19 protein-coding genes are annotated in these 19070 nt (G+C 38.7%); 16 read left to right on the top strand and 3 right to left on the bottom strand.

From position 1 onward, the window contains the following. Positions 1-153: 153 nt before the first annotated feature. A complete protein-coding gene (locus tag V7147_RS01635; protein WP_335366116.1) occupies positions 154-822 on the bottom strand; it encodes an RsfA family transcriptional regulator in 669 nt (222 codons plus the stop codon). Between the two features lie 285 nt (positions 823-1107). Between V7147_RS01635 and V7147_RS01630 the strand changes: the two genes are divergently transcribed. Then, on the top strand, positions 1108-2028 hold the full coding sequence (locus V7147_RS01630; RefSeq protein ID WP_335366115.1) for an ABC transporter ATP-binding protein: 921 nt from the start codon (positions 1108-1110) through the stop codon (positions 2026-2028). Continuing rightward, entirely contained in the window at positions 2021-2977 is a 957-nt protein-coding gene (locus V7147_RS01625; protein ID WP_335366114.1) for an ABC transporter permease, read from the top strand. The genes V7147_RS01630 and V7147_RS01625 overlap by 8 nt, the downstream gene beginning before the upstream one ends. Before the next feature lie 158 nt (positions 2978-3135). Here V7147_RS01625 and V7147_RS01620 read toward each other — a convergent pair whose 3' ends face one another. Further along, a complete protein-coding gene (locus V7147_RS01620) occupies positions 3136-4437 on the bottom strand; it encodes a replication-associated recombination protein A (RefSeq protein ID WP_438824526.1) in 1302 nt (433 codons plus the stop codon). Between the two features lie 196 nt (positions 4438-4633). Between V7147_RS01620 and V7147_RS01615 the strand changes: the two genes are divergently transcribed. The 9 genes from V7147_RS01615 to V7147_RS01575 all read left to right on the top strand — a co-directional run bounded on the left by V7147_RS01615 (position 4634) and on the right by V7147_RS01575 (position 12162). Next, positions 4634-5299 carry a YczE/YyaS/YitT family protein gene (locus tag V7147_RS01615; RefSeq protein WP_335366138.1) on the top strand — a complete coding sequence of 222 codons (666 nt, stop codon included), beginning with the start codon at positions 4634-4636 and terminating at the stop codon, positions 5297-5299. A 12-nt stretch (positions 5300-5311) separates the two neighbouring features. After that, on the top strand, positions 5312-5725 hold the full coding sequence (gene cymR, locus V7147_RS01610; RefSeq protein ID WP_335366112.1) for a cysteine metabolism transcriptional regulator CymR: 414 nt from the start codon (positions 5312-5314) through the stop codon (positions 5723-5725). Between the two features lie 53 nt (positions 5726-5778). Beyond that, entirely contained in the window at positions 5779-6891 is a 1113-nt protein-coding gene (locus V7147_RS01605) for a cysteine desulfurase family protein (protein WP_335366111.1), read from the top strand. A gap of 19 nt (positions 6892-6910) precedes the next feature. After that, the gene (gene mnmA, locus V7147_RS01600; RefSeq protein ID WP_335366110.1) at positions 6911-8023 is read left to right on the top strand and encodes a tRNA 2-thiouridine(34) synthase MnmA; all 1113 of its coding nucleotides are present in this window, start codon (positions 6911-6913) and stop codon (positions 8021-8023) included. A 77-nt stretch (positions 8024-8100) separates the two neighbouring features. Further along, the gene (locus V7147_RS01595) at positions 8101-8763 is read left to right on the top strand and encodes a tetratricopeptide repeat protein (protein ID WP_335366109.1); all 663 of its coding nucleotides are present in this window, start codon (positions 8101-8103) and stop codon (positions 8761-8763) included. Positions 8764-8783: 20 nt separating this feature from the next. Next, the gene (gene recD2 / locus V7147_RS01590) at positions 8784-11186 is read left to right on the top strand and encodes an SF1B family DNA helicase RecD2 (protein ID WP_335366108.1); all 2403 of its coding nucleotides are present in this window, start codon (positions 8784-8786) and stop codon (positions 11184-11186) included. Between the two features lie 123 nt (positions 11187-11309). Further along, positions 11310-11786: a PRC-barrel domain-containing protein gene (locus V7147_RS01585; RefSeq protein WP_335366107.1), complete on the top strand. Its 477-nt coding sequence runs from the start codon at positions 11310-11312 to the stop codon at positions 11784-11786. A gap of 31 nt (positions 11787-11817) precedes the next feature. Next, positions 11818-12006: a hypothetical protein gene (locus tag V7147_RS01580; RefSeq protein WP_335366106.1), complete on the top strand. Its 189-nt coding sequence runs from the start codon at positions 11818-11820 to the stop codon at positions 12004-12006. Positions 12007-12030: 24 nt separating this feature from the next. Continuing rightward, a complete protein-coding gene (locus tag V7147_RS01575; protein WP_335366105.1) occupies positions 12031-12162 on the top strand; it encodes a YrzQ family protein in 132 nt (43 codons plus the stop codon). Positions 12163-12776: 614 nt separating this feature from the next. On the opposite strand, the gene V7147_RS01570 is transcribed toward V7147_RS01575, so the two are convergent. Continuing rightward, entirely contained in the window at positions 12777-13508 is a 732-nt protein-coding gene (locus V7147_RS01570; protein WP_335366104.1) for a nuclease-related domain-containing protein, read from the bottom strand. Positions 13509-13672: 164 nt separating this feature from the next. Between V7147_RS01570 and V7147_RS01565 the strand changes: the two genes are divergently transcribed. The 5 genes from V7147_RS01565 (at position 13673) to V7147_RS01545 (ending at position 18977) form a co-directional block, all read left to right on the top strand. Then, on the top strand, positions 13673-14755 hold the full coding sequence (locus V7147_RS01565) for an AI-2E family transporter (RefSeq protein ID WP_335366103.1): 1083 nt from the start codon (positions 13673-13675) through the stop codon (positions 14753-14755). Between the two features lie 451 nt (positions 14756-15206). Continuing rightward, entirely contained in the window at positions 15207-17840 is a 2634-nt protein-coding gene (gene alaS / locus V7147_RS01560) for an alanine--tRNA ligase (protein ID WP_335366102.1), read from the top strand. Positions 17841-17986: 146 nt separating this feature from the next. After that, positions 17987-18253 carry an IreB family regulatory phosphoprotein gene (locus V7147_RS01555; RefSeq protein ID WP_010678229.1) on the top strand — a complete coding sequence of 89 codons (267 nt, stop codon included), beginning with the start codon at positions 17987-17989 and terminating at the stop codon, positions 18251-18253. A gap of 5 nt (positions 18254-18258) precedes the next feature. After that, positions 18259-18675 carry a Holliday junction resolvase RuvX gene (ruvX, locus tag V7147_RS01550; protein WP_335366101.1) on the top strand — a complete coding sequence of 139 codons (417 nt, stop codon included), beginning with the start codon at positions 18259-18261 and terminating at the stop codon, positions 18673-18675. 14 nt (positions 18676-18689) lie between these two features. Then, on the top strand, positions 18690-18977 hold the full coding sequence (locus tag V7147_RS01545) for a DUF1292 domain-containing protein (protein ID WP_335366100.1): 288 nt from the start codon (positions 18690-18692) through the stop codon (positions 18975-18977). Positions 18978-19070: the final 93 nt, after the last annotated feature.

Below are 19070 nucleotides of genomic sequence, written 5' to 3'. Positions count from 1 at the left end.
GAGGTCACAAGCCAATCGCTTCGGAAGGTAAAGAGCACCTTCTGTCAGCGCTTTTCTTGTGCTTGACTTGCACAGGAAGTGCTGACATCGACGTTCGCCACAGGACGTGGCGGTAGTTAGTCGATGTTCCTAAAGCGGGCTCCTTGAACTTTTCTATTTCGCCAATTGTTCAAGATTCCCGTTTTTGTCCATGCGAAATGCAGGAGAGTTGCGGTCGTCTGAATCTTCGAACATCACTAAGCGTCGTGCACGATCCATAATTTGGACAAGGGCTTGGTAGTCTTCTTGAATAATAGTCTGTTGGTCAGATAACTTTTCAAGTTTCTTCTCAAGTTCTTTAGTTTGTTGCATTAATGATTCATTTTCACGACGTAAGCGATTATTCTCCATTTCCAATTGATTTGACAGAAGATCATGATGTCGTAGTGATGACAGAAAAGAAATACAATCTTCTAGCGAAATGGAGTTTGATGAAGGGATTAATTCTGCCGAAACCTCTTCCACGTACTGAGGAGCAGGTATTTCTACAAATGTTTCCTTTATTACTGGTGTTTCATTCGTTATGACATTTTCTTTGTTCATTCGTTCAAGTGCTCTTTTTCTTTCTTTTCTTTGTTTTTTCGCAATTGTAACTGCCTGCTCATAGTTATTGCGAACTTCCGCATTCCATCTGAACCCGCAAGCTGCTGACGTGCGGTTTAATTTGTCGCCGACTTCATCGAATGCAGCTAATTGTGTTCCACCTTCACGAATGTAGCGTAATACCGTTTCAGCTAATAAGAGATCATCCTCATGTGACCATGCGTCTTGTCTTACTTTCATAAAACCAACTCCCTATTAATCGTAAATGATAGATTTTTTCTTTATATCTAGCATGACCACGTTATTTTTGTTTTATACATTACTAGTTTTGGAAAAAAGAAAATACAGCTAAAAGCGTATCATAACAGCTATTTGCAAAGTAAAAAGAATGTAAAGTTTTCTCATAACCTAAAAAAATGGGAACTTTTTCATTTATAATACGTAAGTAGTAATATCGCATAATCCGGAAGATGTGAACGAGATTCTTGCAGGTTCGAATCTCACAAATTGTAAGGGGGAAAAAATGTGCAACCAGTTTTACAATTAAAAAATGTCAAAAAAACGATCGGCAAAAAAGATATTATTAAAGGAATTACTTTTGATGTATATCCTGGAGAGGTTTTTGGATTTTTAGGACCAAACGGAGCAGGTAAAACAACTACCATTCGGATGCTGGTTGGACTCATGTCCATAACAGACGGAGAAGTCATAATAAAAGGAACAAATATAGCAAAGAATTTTGAACAAGCTGTTGGGCATATCGGGGGGATTGTTGAAAACCCAGAGATGTATAAGTTTTTAACAGGCTATCAAAACCTTGTACACTATGCACGGATGGTAAAAGGGGTAACGAAAGATAGAATTCTTGAAGTAACAGAGCTAGTTGGGCTTGGAAAAAGAATTAATGATAAGGTGAAAACATATTCACTGGGAATGAGGCAGCGCTTAGGAATTGCGCAGGCGCTATTACATAGCCCTTCAATTTTGATTTTAGATGAACCAACAAATGGATTAGATCCCGCAGGAATTCGCGAGGTTCGTGATTATGTTAGGAAACTTGCGAGAGAAGAAGGTCTGGCTGTTATTGTTTCCAGTCACCTGTTATCCGAAATGGAAATGATGTGTGATCGGATTGGGATTATCCAAAATGGAGAATTAGTAGGTGTTCAGAAAGTTACTGAATTTGTGAATGAAGAAGCTAGTATTCGGGTTCAATTTCAAGTAGATCATGTAGAAAATGCATTATCGATTTTAGCTAATGAATACCCAGTGCTAGAAGTGATTCAAACAGAAAAAGGAATTGAAATTCTAACGGAACATGAAATGATTCCCCAAATAAATGCTAGTTTTGTAAAAAATGAGATTCTAGTTTATGGAATCATGCAGCTTTCAAAATCATTAGAAGACCGATTCTTAGAGGTAACAGGGGGTAGCGGAATTGGGTAATATATTTAAACTTATTCAAAATGAAAATATGAAAATTTACCGTCGTGTCTCAACATGGATTATGCTCGTCATTCTCATCATAGCAGCATTAGTTGTAGGAATCGTCACGAACACAACAGCTTCAGATTCTGCTAATGAAAATTGGAAACAAAATTTACAGCAGTATAATGAAACGCTTAAAGCAGATATTGCGAGTGAAGATTATCCAGAGTTAGCAAAGGATACGTTTAAAAAAGAATTGGCAATTAACGAATACCGTCTTGAACATAATATAGCTCCAACAGATTCTAGTTCGACTTCGATTTGGACTTACATGAGTTACACGGCGGAAATTGTTTCGGTCATTACATTATTTACAATCGTTGTTGGTGCAAGCAGTGTGGCTTCTGAATTTACATGGGGAACCATTAAATTATTGTTAATCCGACCCGTATCAAGGGCGAAGATTCTACTATCAAAATATCTAGCAACCATCTTGTTTGCGTTGTTTTCCTTGGCTCTGCTTTTTGTTGCATCATTATTAGTGGGAAGTATATTCTTTGGGTTTGACGGTTCCATTCCACACCTTGTGTATAGGGATGGTGCGGTGCATGAGGTACACATGGTTTCTCATATTTTAGGCATCTTTGGACTAAAATCTATTAACTTAATTATGATGTCTACATTTGCATTTATGATTTCAACGATCTTTAGAAATAGTGGTCTTGCCATTGGTTTAGCCATCTTCTTAATGTTTGCAGGAGTAAATGCTACAGCTCTTTTGGCAATGAAGTTCGATTGGGCAAAATACATCTTGTTTGCGAATACAGATTTATCTCAATACCTCACTGGATATGTTTTAGTTGAGGGAATGACAATGTCATTTTCGATTATCATGTTAATAATTTATTTTGTATTATTTAATGCACTTACATGGTTCGTCTTTACGAAACGTGATGTAGCTGCTTAACAAGAAAAGCGCAAGGCGCCCGCCTATCGGCGACAAGCATAAGACAAGCGCTGAAAGAAGGTGCTTTTTACCTTCCGAAACGATTGGATTAGACCAGAGAGCCGATGGCGCCTGGAGCTAGACAATAATAAAACAAAAGGGGGATGAAATAGCAAAGTCTATTTCTCCCCCTCTTTTTGTAATTGCTCAAGCCGGTCATATACTTTTGCAAAATACTTTTCTTGTCCATTTTGTTTCGGTTTAAAGTATTTTCTGTTTTTCAATAAGTCTGGTAAATATTGCTGTTTCACCCAGCCATTTGCATAGTCATGAGGATAAAGATAACCAATACCATGACCAAGCTCTTTTGCACCACTATAATGGGCATCGCGGAGGTGGTCTGGAATCTCCCCGATATTTCCTTTTCTAATATCCTCAATCGCCTTGTCAAGTGATCTATATGCACTATTTGTTTTTGGTGATAAACATTGTTCAATCACGACATTCGCTAGCGGGATACGTGCTTCAGGCAGTCCCAGTCGTTCTACCGCCTGACAAGCAGCTACAGTATGAACCCCAACCTCGGGTGCGGCAATTGAAATATCTTCATAGGCAATTACCGTAAGTCTTCTGCAAATCGAAACCAAATCTCCGCCTTCAATAAGTCTTGCTAAATAATGCAGGGCCGCATTCACATCGCTGCCCCGGATGCTTTTTTGAAGGCTGGATAGTAATGAATAGTGAAGATCTCCGTCTTTATCATGGGAGAAGCCTTTATTTTCTACACATTCCTTTACAAGCTCCAGATCTACTTCAACTACGTCACTATCTCTTGTTTTTGAGGCTAACACGACATCTTCCAAAACATTCATAGCAGAACGGGCATCACCCTTTGTGGATGACGAAATGAGGTCTATAGCTTCTTCAGAAATCGAAATTTGCAAATGGCCAAGACCACGTTCTGAATCTTCTAAGGAGCGCTGAATTAATTCTTTAATGTCTTCTTTTGTTAATGGACGAAGTTCTTTAATCTGACCACATCTACTCCGGATGGCAGGATTTACATCATGGAATGGATTTTCTGTTGTTGCCCCAATTAACGAAATGAGACCTCGTTCAACATGCGGGAGCAAATAATCCTGCTGTGCTTTGTTAAAGCGATGAACCTCATCGATAAAAAGGATTAATTTTCCTTCTGTTTTTGCGGTCGATACTGCATCCTCGATATCTTTTTTACCTGCAGTTGTAGCATTAATTGAGATAAAGGGCATATCAACGGTTCCGGCAATAGCTGTTGCAATCGATGTTTTTCCGATACCGGGCTCCCCGTAAAGTAAGATGGAGGGAACATGTCCATTCATAATCATTTTATATAACGCCGTCTCCTTGCCGATAATATGCTTCTGGCCAAGAATTTCTTCAATATGTCTTGGTCGCATTCGATACGATAAAGGTGCTTCGATAAGTGATTCAAAAAGCAAAAGATTCATCCCCTTAACCAACAGTTCAAAGTCGATACTCCAACTTTATCATACGTTTGCAACAGTTAAAATACAAATGCAATGCAATTTATGATATAATGTCGTGAGTTTAGAAGAAAACCAAACAGGAAATAAAAGAGAGAAGATATACAACTGTGAGAGACACCAGAGACGGAGTGAGAGAATGCGAGTACAGATGAGTTTTAGCCACCATATTTTGAAATGGTCAACTTTTTTTATCGGCTTGTTAATTATGTCACTTGGGATTGTCGTGATTATCAAAGCAGATCTTGGGGCATCCCCTTGGGACGTTTTGCATATCGGACTATATAAACAGATCGGTCTTACCATTGGCACCTGGTCGATTATTGTCGGCTTTTTTATTTTGTTTCTTTCCTCATTTTTATTGAAGAGATTGCCTCAAATCGGTGCATTTTTAAATATGATTTCGGTAGGTATTTTTATAGATATGTTCATGATGGTTCCTTTCCTCGTTACACCTGATACCTTTATCGGAAAACTCATCATGATGCTCATTGGCCTTCTTATTAATGGATATGGAATGGGAATTTATATTTCGGCTAAGGTGGGTGCTGGCCCAAGGGATAGTTTGATGTTAGCACTAACTGAACTTTCTAAGTGGAAGGTGCAATATATTCGTTCAGGAATGGAAATTATTGTGTTAACGATTGGTTGGTTATTAGGGGGCCCTGTTTTCGTTGGAACCTTGATATATTGTGTAGGAATTGGTTATGTTGCGGGATTTGCATTGCCACAATGTCAGAAAATGCATGATGAATTAAAACGTAAACTGGACAAAACACCAGGGATTGAAGTGAAAGTGAATCATTTTAGTAATTAGGAGTGTATATGAATGAAAATATCAACAAAAGGAAGATATGGTCTGACAATCATGATTGAGCTTGCAAAGAATCATGGAAACGGACCTCTCTCATTAAAGTCGATTGCAGCAAAGCATGAGCTTTCTGAACATTATCTTGAACAACTAATTTCACCTTTACGCAATGCAGGCTTGGTTAAAAGCATTCGCGGAGCATATGGAGGCTATGTCCTTGGGGACGAACCTACAAAAATTACAGCAGGTGATGTCATTCTCGTTCTTGAGGGACCAATTAGCCCAGTAGAGGTTTTAGAGGATGAAGAGCCGGCAAAAAGGGAATTATGGATAAGAATTCGAGATGCTGTTAAAGAGGTGTTAGACAGTACGACACTTGAAGACCTCGCAAGCTATAGCGACGGCAATGATGCATATATGTTTTATATTTAAGAAAAACATGGCATAATCAAAAAGTTCCATTTTAAAAAAAGGAGGGCGCAATGATGCAATTTATTTATTTAGATCATGCAGCTACATCGCCCATGCACCCTGATGTCGTGGAGAGTATGCTCCCGTACATGACTGAGGTTTTTGGCAATCCTTCAAGCATTCATTATTTTGGTCGAAAAGGTCGACACGCTGTTGATGAAGCGAGACAATCAATTGCCGAAAGTATACATGCAAAGCCAAACGAGATTATTTTTACAAGTGGTGGTACCGAAGCAGATAATTTAGCGATAATGGGAACTGCTTATACGATGCAAGGAAAAGGCAAACATATCATTACATCAGCTATCGAACATCACGCCGTCCTTCATACTTGTGAACATCTTGAAAAACATGGCTTTACAGTTACGTATTTGCCCGTTAACGAGGCGGGATTAGTTTCAGTTAAGGAGGTTGAAGCAGCCCTAACTCCAGAAACCATTCTTGTAACTATTATGTTTGGCAACAATGAAGTAGGTGCACTTCAACCAATTGAGGAAATTGGAGAACTTCTTCATGAACACCAGGCAATATTTCATACCGATGCGGTCCAAGCATATGGACTTGTTGATATAGATGTGAATCAATACAAGATTGACTTGCTCTCAGTTTCTGCCCATAAAATTAATGGTCCTAAAGGAACCGGCTTTTTATTTATGAAAGAAGGCAAAAAGCTTGCGCCACTTCTATTTGGGGGCGAACAAGAAAAAAAACGCCGTGCTGGAACGGAAAATGTTGCAGGTATTATCGGTCTACAAGCTGCAGCTCGATTAGCAAAACAAACTATGATTCAAAAAAATACACTTTATCAGGAATTTAAACAGACCTTTGTTTCTATTTTAAAGGAACAAGATATCACGTTTGAAGTGAATGGCGATTTATCAAGGTCACTGCCTCATGTTTTAAATATTTATTTTCCTGGAACGAATGTTGAGTCCATGCTAGTCAATCTTGATTTAGCTGGAATAGCTGTCTCAAGTGGGTCTGCATGTACGGCTGGTTCGATTGACCCATCACATGTGCTTGTAGCGATGTTTGGAAAAGATTCCGACCGAATTGCTTCTTCAATCCGTTTTAGTTTTGGGCTAGGAAACACCATTGATGACATAAAAACNNTGTCAAACGATTAACGAAATAGGGGGTGGAAACATGAAAGATCCAAAAGATACCCGTGTAGTTGTAGGGATGTCTGGTGGAGTGGACTCATCTGTTGCCGCACTTTTATTAAAAGAGCAAGGCTATGATGTAATCGGGATTTTTATGAAAAACTGGGACGATACCGATGAATTTGGCGTTTGTACAGCAACAGAAGATTATGAGGACGTGATCCGAGTCTGTAACCAAATCGGCATTCCTTATTATGCGGTCAATTTTGAGAAGCAATATTGGGATAAGGTGTTCACCTACTTTTTGGACGAGTATAAAGCAGGCAGAACGCCAAATCCCGATGTCATGTGTAACAAAGAAATCAAATTCAAGGCCTTTTTAGATCATGCCTTAACACTTGGTGCGGATTATTTAGCTACTGGTCACTATGCTCGTGTTGAATATAGAGACGGAGAATATAAAATGCTCCGTGGTGTCGATGAAAATAAGGATCAAACCTATTTTCTAAATCAACTTACCCAGGACCAGCTTTCAAAGGTAATGTTTCCAATCGGAAATATTGAAAAATCAAAAGTACGTGAGCTTGCAAAAGAAGCAAATCTCGCGACTGCAACGAAAAAGGACAGTACCGGAATCTGCTTTATTGGTGAACGCAATTTTAAAGAATTCCTAGGCAATTATTTACCTGCACAACCAGGTGATATGGTGACTTTTTCAGGTGAAGTAAAAGGAAAGCACGATGGTTTAATGTATTATACAATTGGACAACGTCATGGACTTGGCATTGGTGGAAGTGGTGAACCATGGTTTTCAATTGGTAAAGACCTTGAGAAAAATATTTTGTATGTTGATCAGGGCTTCCACAATGAATACCTCTATTCGGATTCCATTTTAGCAACAAATGTGAGTTGGGTATCCGATATGAAACCAGAAGAGGATATTAAATGCACAGCCAAATTCCGCTATCGTCAACAAGATAATGCTGTAACTGTAAAAAAGGTTGATGAAAATACAGTCAAAGTGATTTTTGATGAACCAATCCGCGCAGTTACACCTGGACAAGCTGTTGTCTTCTATAATGGGGACGAATGCCTTGGTGGTGCAACGATCGATAAAGTCTTTAAAAATGGCGAACGTCTAACTTATGTAGGATAAAGTAAAACCTCAACTCTATATTTAGGGTTGGGGTTTTCCTGTGTTATAATATGAACTGCATAAAGGAGTGATTTCAATTGGATTTTAATAAACAAGGTATTGAATATATGCAAGAAGGAAAATACGAGGAAGCAGCGAAATGCTTTTCACAAGCCATTGAGGAAAACCCGAAAGACCCAATTTACTACATAAATTTCGGAAACCTTTTATCGGCTGTAGGTGATCCCGAAAGAGCGATTGCTTTTTTTAACAAAGCACTGGAGCTCGATCCAGAGGCAGGAACAGCTTATTACGGAATCGGTAGCCTTCTTTACAACCAGGATGATTTTATCAAAGCTAAGGACATGTTTGAAAAAGCTCTAAAAGCTGGAGTCGACAATAGCGATACATATTTTATGCTAGGAATGACATTGATTCAGTTAGGTCAACCAAAGCTTGCATTGCCATATATGAAACGAGCAGTTGAACTTAACGAAAATGATGTAGGTGCTTTATTTCAATACGGACTTTGCCTCGCGGGTGAATCGGTAATTGATGAAGGTATTAAAACCTTTAAACGTGTAATCGAATTAGAACCTAAGCACTCCGATGCCTATTACAATTTAGGTGTTGCCTATGCTGGTTTTAAAAATGATTATAAAAAAGCACTCAACATGTTTGAAAAAGCTTTAGAAATTCAGCCAGACCATGCGCTTGCAGCAAATGGAAAGAAAATTATCAGTGAAGCGTTAAGCGAATAAATGACGGGGAGGGAATACTTTTGGAACAACAGGAATCTTTAGATTTATTTAATGAACAGCGTAAATTCATGAAAGGAACTCATTTAGTTACTATTTTTCATAATGAGCAAAATTTATATTCTGTTGTTCGCATCAGACTTCAAGAAACAAACGAAGACTATAATGAAAAAGAAGCGGTTGTAACGGGGTATTTCCCTCGCATTCATGAAAATGAGACCTATCTCTTTTTTGGTCGCTTAAAGGAACATCCACGATTCGGAATCCAGTTCCATGTTGAACAATTTCAAAAAGAAATTCCCCACACAAAGCAAGGAATCGTCCAGTATCTTTCAAGTGATCTTTTTAAAGGAATCGGGAAAAAAACGGCGGAAAAAATAGTGGAGGTCCTTGGAGAAGGAGCCATTTCAAAAATTATCGCAAATCCTTCAGTCTTGGAAGAGGTTGATAAACTTTCACCTGACAAAGCGAAGGAAATATACGATACCCTTCAGCAGCACCAGGGCCTTGAACAAATCATGATTGGCCTTTCCCAATATGGATTTGGGCCTCAACTTTCAATGAAGATTTATCAAATGTACAAAGAGCAAACTCTTGAAATTCTTCAACACAGTCCTTATAAATTAGTTGAGGATATTGAAGGAGTCGGGTTTGGAAGAGCCGATGAATTAGGACGCCAATTGGGAATCTCCGGAAATCATCCAGACCGAATCAAAGCAGGCTGTTTATACATACTTGAACAAGACTCTTTACAGGATGGGCATGTCTATCTAAATGTTGAGGATTTAATAATCCGTATTCAACAACTATTAGAGCAAAATAGCCAAGAAGAAATTATTGCGACCGATATTTCACAGGAAATGATTCGTTTAACCGAAGAAAGCAAACTTGTTATTGAAGAGGACAAAGTTTACCTGCCATCCCTTTACTTTTCTGAAAAAGGACTAATCACCAATATTAAACGTGTTATGGAACAGACCGAATACGAAAATATTTTTCCTGAATCAGAATTTTTGCTAGCACTTGGTGCACTTGAGGAAAGAATTAAGGTCCAGTATGCACCTTCACAAAAAGATGCCATACAAAAAGCATTAATGTCTCCAATGCTCCTTTTAACAGGGGGACCGGGTACAGGGAAAACAACAGTCATTAAAGGGATCGTTGAATTATACGGGGAATTGCATGGCTGCTCATTGGATCCAAAGGATTATAATTCTGAAAATCCATTCCCCGTTGTATTAGTCGCTCCAACCGGACGTGCGGCAAAGAGAATGAGTGAATCAACCGGACTTCCTGCTGTCACCATTCACAGGCTATTAGGATGGAATGGCGTCGAAGGCTTTAACCATGATGAGGATAATCCTATCGATGGCAAACTGTTAATTGTCGATGAGGTTTCAATGGTTGATGTTTGGTTAGCTAATCAGTTATTTAAATCACTGCCAGATCATGTCCAAGTTATTCTAGTAGGAGATGAGGACCAATTGCCATCAGTCGGTCCTGGACAAGTTTTAAAGGATTTATTGGCTTCAGAGGTTTTGCCAACAGTACGACTTACAGACATATATCGTCAATCCGAAGGCTCATCGATTATCGAATTAGCTCATGATATTAAAAAAGGCAACCTGCCACCAGACATCTCGTCGCCCAAAAAAGACCGTTCCTTTTTAAAATGTTATCAAAACCAGGTCATGGAGGTTGTTAGACAGGTTTCGGACAATGCGAAAAAGAAGGGTTACTCTGTTAGGGACATTCAGGTTTTGGCACCCATGTATCGTGGTCCAGCAGGCATTGACAGTTTAAATGTCATGCTGCAGGAACTTTTTAATCCACCAGTGCATGGAAAACGCGAATTAAAATATGGGGATATCATTTACCGCAGGGGCGATAAGGTACTCCAATTAGTAAACCAGCCTGAAAACAATGTTTTTAATGGCGATATCGGTGAAATTGAATCGATCTTTTATGCTAAAGAAAACACGGAAAAACAAGACATGGTTGTTGTTAATTTTGAAGGAAACGAAGTCACCTATACAAAGCAGGATTTAAATCAAATTACACACGCCTATTGTTGTTCGATTCATAAGTCACAAGGTAGTGAATTTCCAATCGTGATTTTGCCAGTTGTTAAAGGGTATTATCGCATGCTGCGTCGAAATTTAATCTACACTGCAATTACAAGGGCTAAAAACTTTTTAATCCTTTGCGGTGAGGAAGACGCATTACGTCAAGGTGTCCAACGCGCCAACGATACAAACCGCCAGACAACCTTATGTGAAAAATTAAAAACAACCTTTGGTGTAATCGAAGATGGCGCGGTACCTGTTCCAAAAGAAGCTATGTCATATTATGATATGCTTTTTCAAACTGACCCGAATATCGGAATGGCCGGAATTTCTCCATATGATTATATGGAGGCTGAATAAAGCTGGAGACTCCAGCTTTTTTCTTTTTCCAGACAACATCAATTCTTTTGGAAACTCTTGTGCAGTATGGCAACATGCCCGAAAGTAAATGATAAGTAATGTTCGGAAAGGTGGCGATTATCTTTGCGGACATACTCACTACTTAAGGATTTACCGGTCTATGATGAAAATTCTGCCGAGGTACTTGGCCGAGTTGCTGATCTTTGTATCACATCAGATGGAAAAGTAAATGCCTTGATTATGAAAGGAAAAGGACTATTTGAACGAGATCGAGTAGTCCCCATCCAAAGCATCTCCGCCATTGGAGATGATGGTGTCATGGTTTCTGATGTCCAGATGCTTCAGCGTCTGGACAACGAGGCGGATTCACCGACTTATTTTTTACACACACATCATGGATTATTCCGAAAGCCTTTAATGTCTTCTCAAGGACAAAAATTGGGCTTACTAGAAGATGTATATTTTACAGAAGAAGTGGGCACGATTATAGGGTATGAAGTAACGGATGGCTTTTTTGCTGACATAACTGAAGGAAAAAAGGTTATAAAAACTGAGAAACCTTTAAAAATTGGTGAAAATGTCATCGTCGTTGATGTCTAAATTAGGAATTCCATGACGTGAGGTGTACCCTGTGAAGTGCCCAAATTGTAAAAGTAAAGATATCGGTAAAATTGGTGTCAACCAATATTACTGCTGGGGATGTTTTATCGAGCTATCAGTAAATAAAGGACAAATATTCACACATCAGGTAGAGGAAGATGGCACACTCAGTTCGTTGGATGATCTGTTTGCTGAGGACGATCGAACAATCAGTATGTAATCCTAAACAAGGAGTGAAGAGGTTATGAATAAAGCAATGACTTCTCTAATCACAATGGGTCTAGGTGCTGCGGCATTCGGAATTATGCAAAGAACAGATGTTATGTCTGCCCGCAACATGAAAAAAATGCGTAAACGCATTGCGAAAATGATGTAATATGTAAAGAAAACCCCACGAATGTGGGGTTTTTTGAATATGCGAATTCCAAAAATAGTTATTGATATACCAAGTACCTCCGAAATCATGCACGATATACCTCAAAAGGGTTTATCGGTATCAAGTGCCTCTGAACTCAGGGTTGATATACCGCAAAAGGTTTTAACGGTATATCAAGTGCTCCTGAACTTAGGGTTGATATACCGCAAAAGGTTTTATTGGTATACCAAGTGCTCCTGAAGCAAGTGTTGATATACTGCAAATTAGTTTAACGGTATACCAAGTGCTCCTGAAGCAAGTGCTGATATACCATAAATTAGTTTAACGGTATATCAGTGCTCCTGAACTCAGGGTTGATATACCGCAAAAAACTTTTCGTTATACCAAACACCCTCAAATCAAGAGTCGATATTTCGCAAGTTTATTCCTCAATTTTTGGTACATAAAACGAAGATTTACCGAAATGGACTAACTGATATTTTTTTAATAAATATTTACGAATAGTCAATTTTGAATTAATTACCCCACACCACTCCATAACCCCATTCACCGTAATCTTCCTTTCCGTAAACAGAAAACTTAACTCCCTTACACTCCGTAACACCGCAGATTCCTTATGTTCCAAATTCCCCACAAATTGGACAAATAAGATAGTTTTGATTCTCAATTTTCATGAATCCACAACCGCATCTACCAACAATCCCCTTCTCCAACTCATCATAAGTGTAAGCGCGCAGCTGCGAAAATGGATTTTTCGTAATATGCAAAGAAGCCAATTTTTCCGCTAAACGCAAATGGTCCTGAGAAAACCCAGAAGCCGCAACCGATTCTAAATTTTTCATAAAACGACCAAGTTGCGAATGAAATACAAAAGGTACTTTAATTGGAGCCTCATATAGATAAAATTCAGGATTTATGAAAATAACTTGAGATTCTACTGCCACATTGAATCTCAAAGTTTGGAGGAGTTGCAGAAATAATGATTCACTGCGGGTAATTTGGTTGAGTGGGTTTTTGATTTCTCTTCCAGTAATCATGTGCAAGCAATCATTTTTGAAGTAATAATCACCCTCGTTATTTTTAATTTCAAAGATGTTTATTTTCTTTTGTGTAATAAGTAGAGAGTCAATTTGGAAAAGGGAGTTGTTCACTTTAAGGAGAAGGTTGTTTAAAATGAGGCAATCATTTGGAAGGTCTAATAGCAATAGGTCAAACTGTTGTTCACCATGCCAACCCTTTTCAAGGTAAGTAAAATTGTTTTCGTCCTCTATCGCTAATTTCTTGCGAATCCGTAAAGAGCGGAATAACTCTAGCTCCGTATTTTCACCGCGTGGTTTAAAAATCAAGCTACCACATCCTTTCAGCATCATTTTACAAAACAATCTGTATTTTTACAATAATTTCTACCAATTCAAGTGGACAAACCATCCACGAATTTTATCAAGAGGTACACTCCCTCCGTATAAAACCACTTAGATTCCAAAAACTACTTTCTAAGGGAGTGAAAGTGATGAACGAAAATAGAGTCAAATGGATCTTCAGATTATCACTACTATTGATAGCGTTTTTGACAATCTATATTTTTTTAAAATTGGCTCCAATTTGGCTCCCAATTGTGTCACTCTTAAAGACATTTTTAATTCCTTTTATCATTTCTGTTTTTATTACATACTTGCTTCATCCTATTATTGAAAAACTAAGTAATCGCGGACTACCGAAATCACTAGCAATATTACTTATCTATTTACTTTTTTTTGGAGGAATTGGAATCGCGATATACAAAGGAATCCCGATGATTCTTGCGCAGCTAAAAGATCTTGCTGAAAGCTTTCCGGAATTCAGCAAAACCTATAGGGGCTGGTTAGTAGAAATAGAAACAGGAACATCACAGCTTCCTGCTTTTGTTCACGGACAACTTGATGAGTTGCTCAATTCTGCTGAAAGCTATGTCGATTACCTGCTCTCAAGGACGATTCAAATTTTCAAAGGATTGCTCAATTCAATCTTTATCATTGCGATTATTCCGTTCATCGTGTTTTATATGCTAAAGGATCACGATCAAATGATTAAGGCACTTTGGTATATCACCCCTCGTAGACTCAGAAAAGCGGGTCAGCTTTTTTTTCGAGATGTGGATGAATCACTGGGGAATTATCTTAGAGGACAGCTCATCGTTTGTCTGCTTGTTGGCACAACAGCATCAGTGGCATTCTTGTTTTCAGGAATGAAATATCCATTATTATTTGGAAGTATTGTTGCCATTACAAATATCATCCCATATTTTGGACCAGTTATTGGTGCCATTCCTGCAGCCATAATTGCAGCTACTATTTCCGTGAAAATGCTGATAATTGTTGTCGTAGTTGTTTTCGGACTTCAGTTTATCGAAGGAAATCTGTTATCACCGATTATTGTAGGAAAAAGCCTGCGGCTACATCCAGTCGTAATCATTGCAGCACTATTATTAGGCGGAGAAGTTGGTGGGGTTGTTGGGCTTATTGTTGCTGTACCGGTAGTAGCCATTTTAAAGGTATTTATCGTTCATGCCAAACAGCATTTTACGGTTATTCGAAAGGAATATCGCGAGCGTTGACAAACATTTTTTACTTGAATATAATTGACAAGAAATGATGTAATACAAATGAAAACTATGAAGGAATCAGTATGTTACAGTACCATCAAACCAGAGAGGAATTTCCATGGCTGAGAGGAATTCTGATGAAGGGTAACAGAACGCTACTCCTGAGTGTAGGAAAACCTACCGGTGAATACCGTTATCAATATACGAAGGTGATGGACGTCGTAACTTTATTAAGTGAGTTTTAAATCCCACTGAATAAAGTTACATCCGCCGGCGGATGCCTCAGATTTTTAAAGGGAAATTTTCGATCTTGCTCGAAAAAAATCTGGGCGCAAATACGCCAAGGCGCATTTGATAATTTTTTGCGTCCATAATCAGGGTGGTACCGCGAGCATACTCTCGTCCCTGTTTTTTAGGGATTAGAGTATTTTTTTATGTCTAAAATGATATTGGAGGTTATGAAATGAAACAGTTAACATCTGCACAAGTAAGACAAATGTTTTTAGATTTTTTCCAAAAAAAGGGGCATGCTGTTGAACCAAGTGCTTCCTTAGTTCCACATGAAGACCCGTCCTTACTATGGATTAATAGTGGAGTTGCTACTTTAAAAAAATATTTTGATGGACGTGTTATTCCGGAGAATCCACGGATTTGTAATGCGCAAAAATCCATTCGTACAAATGATATCGAAAATGTAGGGAAAACAGCAAGACACCACACTTTCTTTGAGATGCTTGGAAACTTCTCAATTGGTGATTATTTCAAAGAAGAGGCGATTGAGTGGGCGTGGGAATTCTTAACAAGCAAGGATTGGATTGGGTTCGATCCGGAGAAGCTTTCTGTCACAATCCATCCGGAAGATGAAGAGGCTTTTGAGCTTTGGAATAAAAAGATTGGTATTCCCGAGGAACGCATTGTTCGCCTCGAAGGAAACTTCTGGGATATTGGTGAAGGTCCAAGTGGTCCGAACACTGAAATCTTCTTTGACCGTGGTGAAGAGTTCGGAAATGACCCGAACGATCCTGAATTATTTCCTGGTGGAGAAAATGAGCGTTATTTAGAAATCTGGAACCTTGTGTTCTCACAATTTAACCATAACCCGGATGGTACATATACTCCACTTCCTAAGAAAAACATTGATACAGGTATGGGTCTTGAAAGAATGTGCTCAGTCATTCAAAATGTACCTACCAATTTTGACACAGACCTTTTCATGCCAATTATCGAGGCAACCGAGTCCATTTCTGGTGAAAAATATGGGCAAGCGATTGAAAAAGATGAAGCATTTAAGGTTATTGCCGACCACATACGTACAGTTACATTTGCGGTAGGAGACGGAGCGCTGCCATCAAATGAAGGTAGAGGCTATGTTCTCCGAAGATTATTAAGACGTGCAGTACGTTACGCAAAACAAATTTCAATTAATCGACCATTTATGTATGAACTTGTTCCAGTTGTTGGCGAGATTATGGTTGATTTTTATCCTGAAGTAAAAGAAAAAACAGAATTTATCCAAAAAGTAGTGAAAACAGAAGAGGAACGCTTCCATGAAACATTACATGATGGACTTGCTATTTTATCAACTGTTATTCAGAAGGAAAAGGCAAAAGGAAGTGACACTATTGCGGGTGTTGATGTCTTCCGTTTATATGACACATACGGTTTCCCTGTAGAACTTACAGAGGAATATGCTGAAGAAGAAGGCATGAAGGTGGATCACGATGGATTTAATCGTGAAATGGAAAACCAACGTGAAAGAGCTAGATCTGCTCGTCAAGATGTAGATTCCATGCAAGTCCAAAGTGGTGTTCTTGGAGAAATAAAAGTAGAAAGTACTTTTGTTGGCTATGATGAACTTGAGGCTCAATCAAAGGTTCTTGTAATCGTAAAAGATGGAGAAATCGTTGAAAAGGCAAATGAAGGGGAAGAAATTCAGTTAATTTTAGACAAAACACCTTTCTACGCAGAGAGCGGTGGACAAATCGCGGATGAAGGTACAATTGAAAATGCAACTACAAAATTGATTGTGAAGGATGTTCAAAAAGCACCTAATGGCCAAAACCTTCACCGAATTGTCATAGAAAAAGGAAGTTTAGCTACCGGTGACCAACTTCATGCAAATGTTGACCAAGATAATCGCGGTTCGGTTATTAAAAACCATACAGCAACACATCTTTTACATCAGGCATTAAAAGATGTACTAGGAGTTCATGTGAACCAAGCGGGCTCACTCGTAACCTCAAATCGTTTACGTTTTGACTTCTCACATTTTGGACAAATCAAGCCAGAAGAGCTTGAGCAAATTGAATCAATTGTGAATGAAAAAATCTGGAGCAGCATCCCAGTACAAATTGATTACAAATCTCTAACTGAGGCAAAAGCGATGGGAGCTATGGCCCTATTCGGTGAAAAATATGGAGACATTGTTCGTGTTGTTCAGGTTGGTGACTACAGCTTAGAACTTTGTGGTGGATGCCATGTACCAAATACGTCAACAATCGGCTTATTCAAAATTGTCTCTGAATCAGGTATTGGGGCAGGAACTCGACGTATCGAAGCTGTAACAGGTGAGGCGGCATACCATGTCATCAATGACCAAGTGAAGATGCTTCAGGAAGCGGCTAATCTATTAAAAACTAAGCCAACTGAAGTTCCAAGTAGAATTGAAGCATTACAGCATGAAATTCGCAATTTACATCGTGAAAATGAATCACTTTCAGCGAAGCTTGGCAATATTGAAGCAGGAAGCCTTGTTGACAAAGCAAAAGAAATTAATGGTGTAACTGTTTTATTTAGTAAAGTAAATGCCCAAGATATGAATAATCTTCGTGCAATGGTAGATGACTTGAAACAAAAGCTTGGTTCGGCGGTTATTGTTTTAGGATCTGTGGACGATGGTAAAGTAAACTTAACGGCAGGTGTAACAAAGGACTTGATTGAAAAAGGCTTCCATGCTGGAAAACTAATCAAGGAAGTTGCAACCCGATGTGGCGGTGGCGGTGGTGGTCGCCCAGATATGGCCCAAGCAGGTGGTAAAAATCCAGAGCAGCTTGAATCCGCATTAAAATTTGTAGAAGAATGGGTAAAAAACATCTAAAATCCACAAATTTGTATCATCCTGACTAAACGGATGATGCAAATTGTCACTTCTTGTTTCTATTTAGTTGTGATTAGTGTACAATAAATGGTAAGATTTACATGCACGGATTCAAACATCAGAATCTAAAGAGTGAGGTGCAGAACTTGAGCTCATTTGATAAAACAATGAAATTCAACTTTCCAGAGGAACCAGTTGAAACAAATGTAAATGAAGTATTATTCAATGTCTACGATGCTCTTCAAGAAAAAGGATATAATCCAATCAATCAAATCGTAGGATACTTATTATCAGGAGACCCTGCTTATATTCCACGTCATAATGATGCAAGGAATATTATCCGAAAGCTTGAACGAGATGAAATTATTGAGGAGCTTGTGAAATCTTATTTAAAGATCCATCGTGAGGGGTAAAACGAATGAGGATTCTCGGGTTAGACGTCGGTTCAAAAACAGTCGGTGTCGCCATCAGTGATGAAATGGGCTGGACTGCTCAAGGTATTGAAACCATTAAGATTAATGAAGAACGTCAGCAGTTTGGTTTGGATCGACTTGGTGAGATTATCACAGAATATGAGGTAGAATCTGTCGTAATCGGTATGCCTAAAAATATGAATGGAACGATTGGACCTCGTGGCGAGGCTAGTCAGCATTTTGCTAATATGGTTAAGGAGAAATTCAGTTTGCCTGTTGTTTTATGGGACGAGCGTCTATCAACAGTTGCAGCCGAACGAGTCCTACTATCTGCAGATGTAAGTCGAAAAAAGCGAAAGCAAGTTATCGATAAAATGGCAGCAGTCATGATTCTCCAAGGGTATCTAGATAGTAAAAATTAATGAGGTGGATTTAAATGGAACATGGTGAAAAGCAAATAACTGTAGTTGATGAACAAGGTAATGAAATTCTTTGTGAAGTATTATTTACATTCGAATCAGAAGAATTTGGAAAGTCTTATGTCCTATATTATCCAGTTAGTGATGAGAATGAGGATGAAGAAGATATCGAAATTCACGCATCTAGCTTTAGCCCATCTGAGGACGGAGAAGATGGCGAACTTCAACCAATCGAAACAGAAGAAGAATGGGACCTTGTTGAAGAAATGTTGAATACATTCCTTGATGAAGAAGGAGAAGAATAAAATGAAACTTCAATAAGTGGGGGGCACCACCTCCACTTATTGTTAGTTGAGGCCCACATGATGAGGGTCTCAAAGACGTTGCCACAGGACGTG

Source organism: Bacillus sp. JJ1521 (genome assembly GCF_036965165.1).
Lineage (GTDB): Bacteria > Bacillota > Bacilli > Bacillales > Bacillaceae_L > Ferdinandcohnia.
The sequence above is the reverse complement of the archived record's forward strand: the minus strand, read 5'-3'. Positions and strand labels throughout refer to the sequence as shown.

What these genes read in the sequence shown, in the direction of transcription:
- V7147_RS01635 (WP_335366116.1), bottom strand. Translation starts at nt 822, where the DNA reads ATGAAAGTAAGACAAGACGCATGGTCACATGAGGATGATCTCTTATTA.
- V7147_RS01615 (WP_335366138.1), top strand. Translation starts at nt 4,634, where the DNA reads ATGAGTTTTAGCCACCATATTTTGAAATGGTCAACTTTTTTTATCGGC.
- cymR (WP_335366112.1), top strand. Translation starts at nt 5,312, where the DNA reads ATGAAAATATCAACAAAAGGAAGATATGGTCTGACAATCATGATTGAG.
- mnmA (WP_335366110.1), top strand. Translation starts at nt 6,911, where the DNA reads ATGAAAGATCCAAAAGATACCCGTGTAGTTGTAGGGATGTCTGGTGGA.
- V7147_RS01575 (WP_335366105.1), top strand. Translation starts at nt 12,031, where the DNA reads ATGAATAAAGCAATGACTTCTCTAATCACAATGGGTCTAGGTGCTGCG.
- V7147_RS01565 (WP_335366103.1), top strand. Translation starts at nt 13,673, where the DNA reads ATGAACGAAAATAGAGTCAAATGGATCTTCAGATTATCACTACTATTG.
- alaS (WP_335366102.1), top strand. Translation starts at nt 15,207, where the DNA reads ATGAAACAGTTAACATCTGCACAAGTAAGACAAATGTTTTTAGATTTT.
- ruvX (WP_335366101.1), top strand. Translation starts at nt 18,259, where the DNA reads ATGAGGATTCTCGGGTTAGACGTCGGTTCAAAAACAGTCGGTGTCGCC.
- V7147_RS01545 (WP_335366100.1), top strand. Translation starts at nt 18,690, where the DNA reads ATGGAACATGGTGAAAAGCAAATAACTGTAGTTGATGAACAAGGTAAT.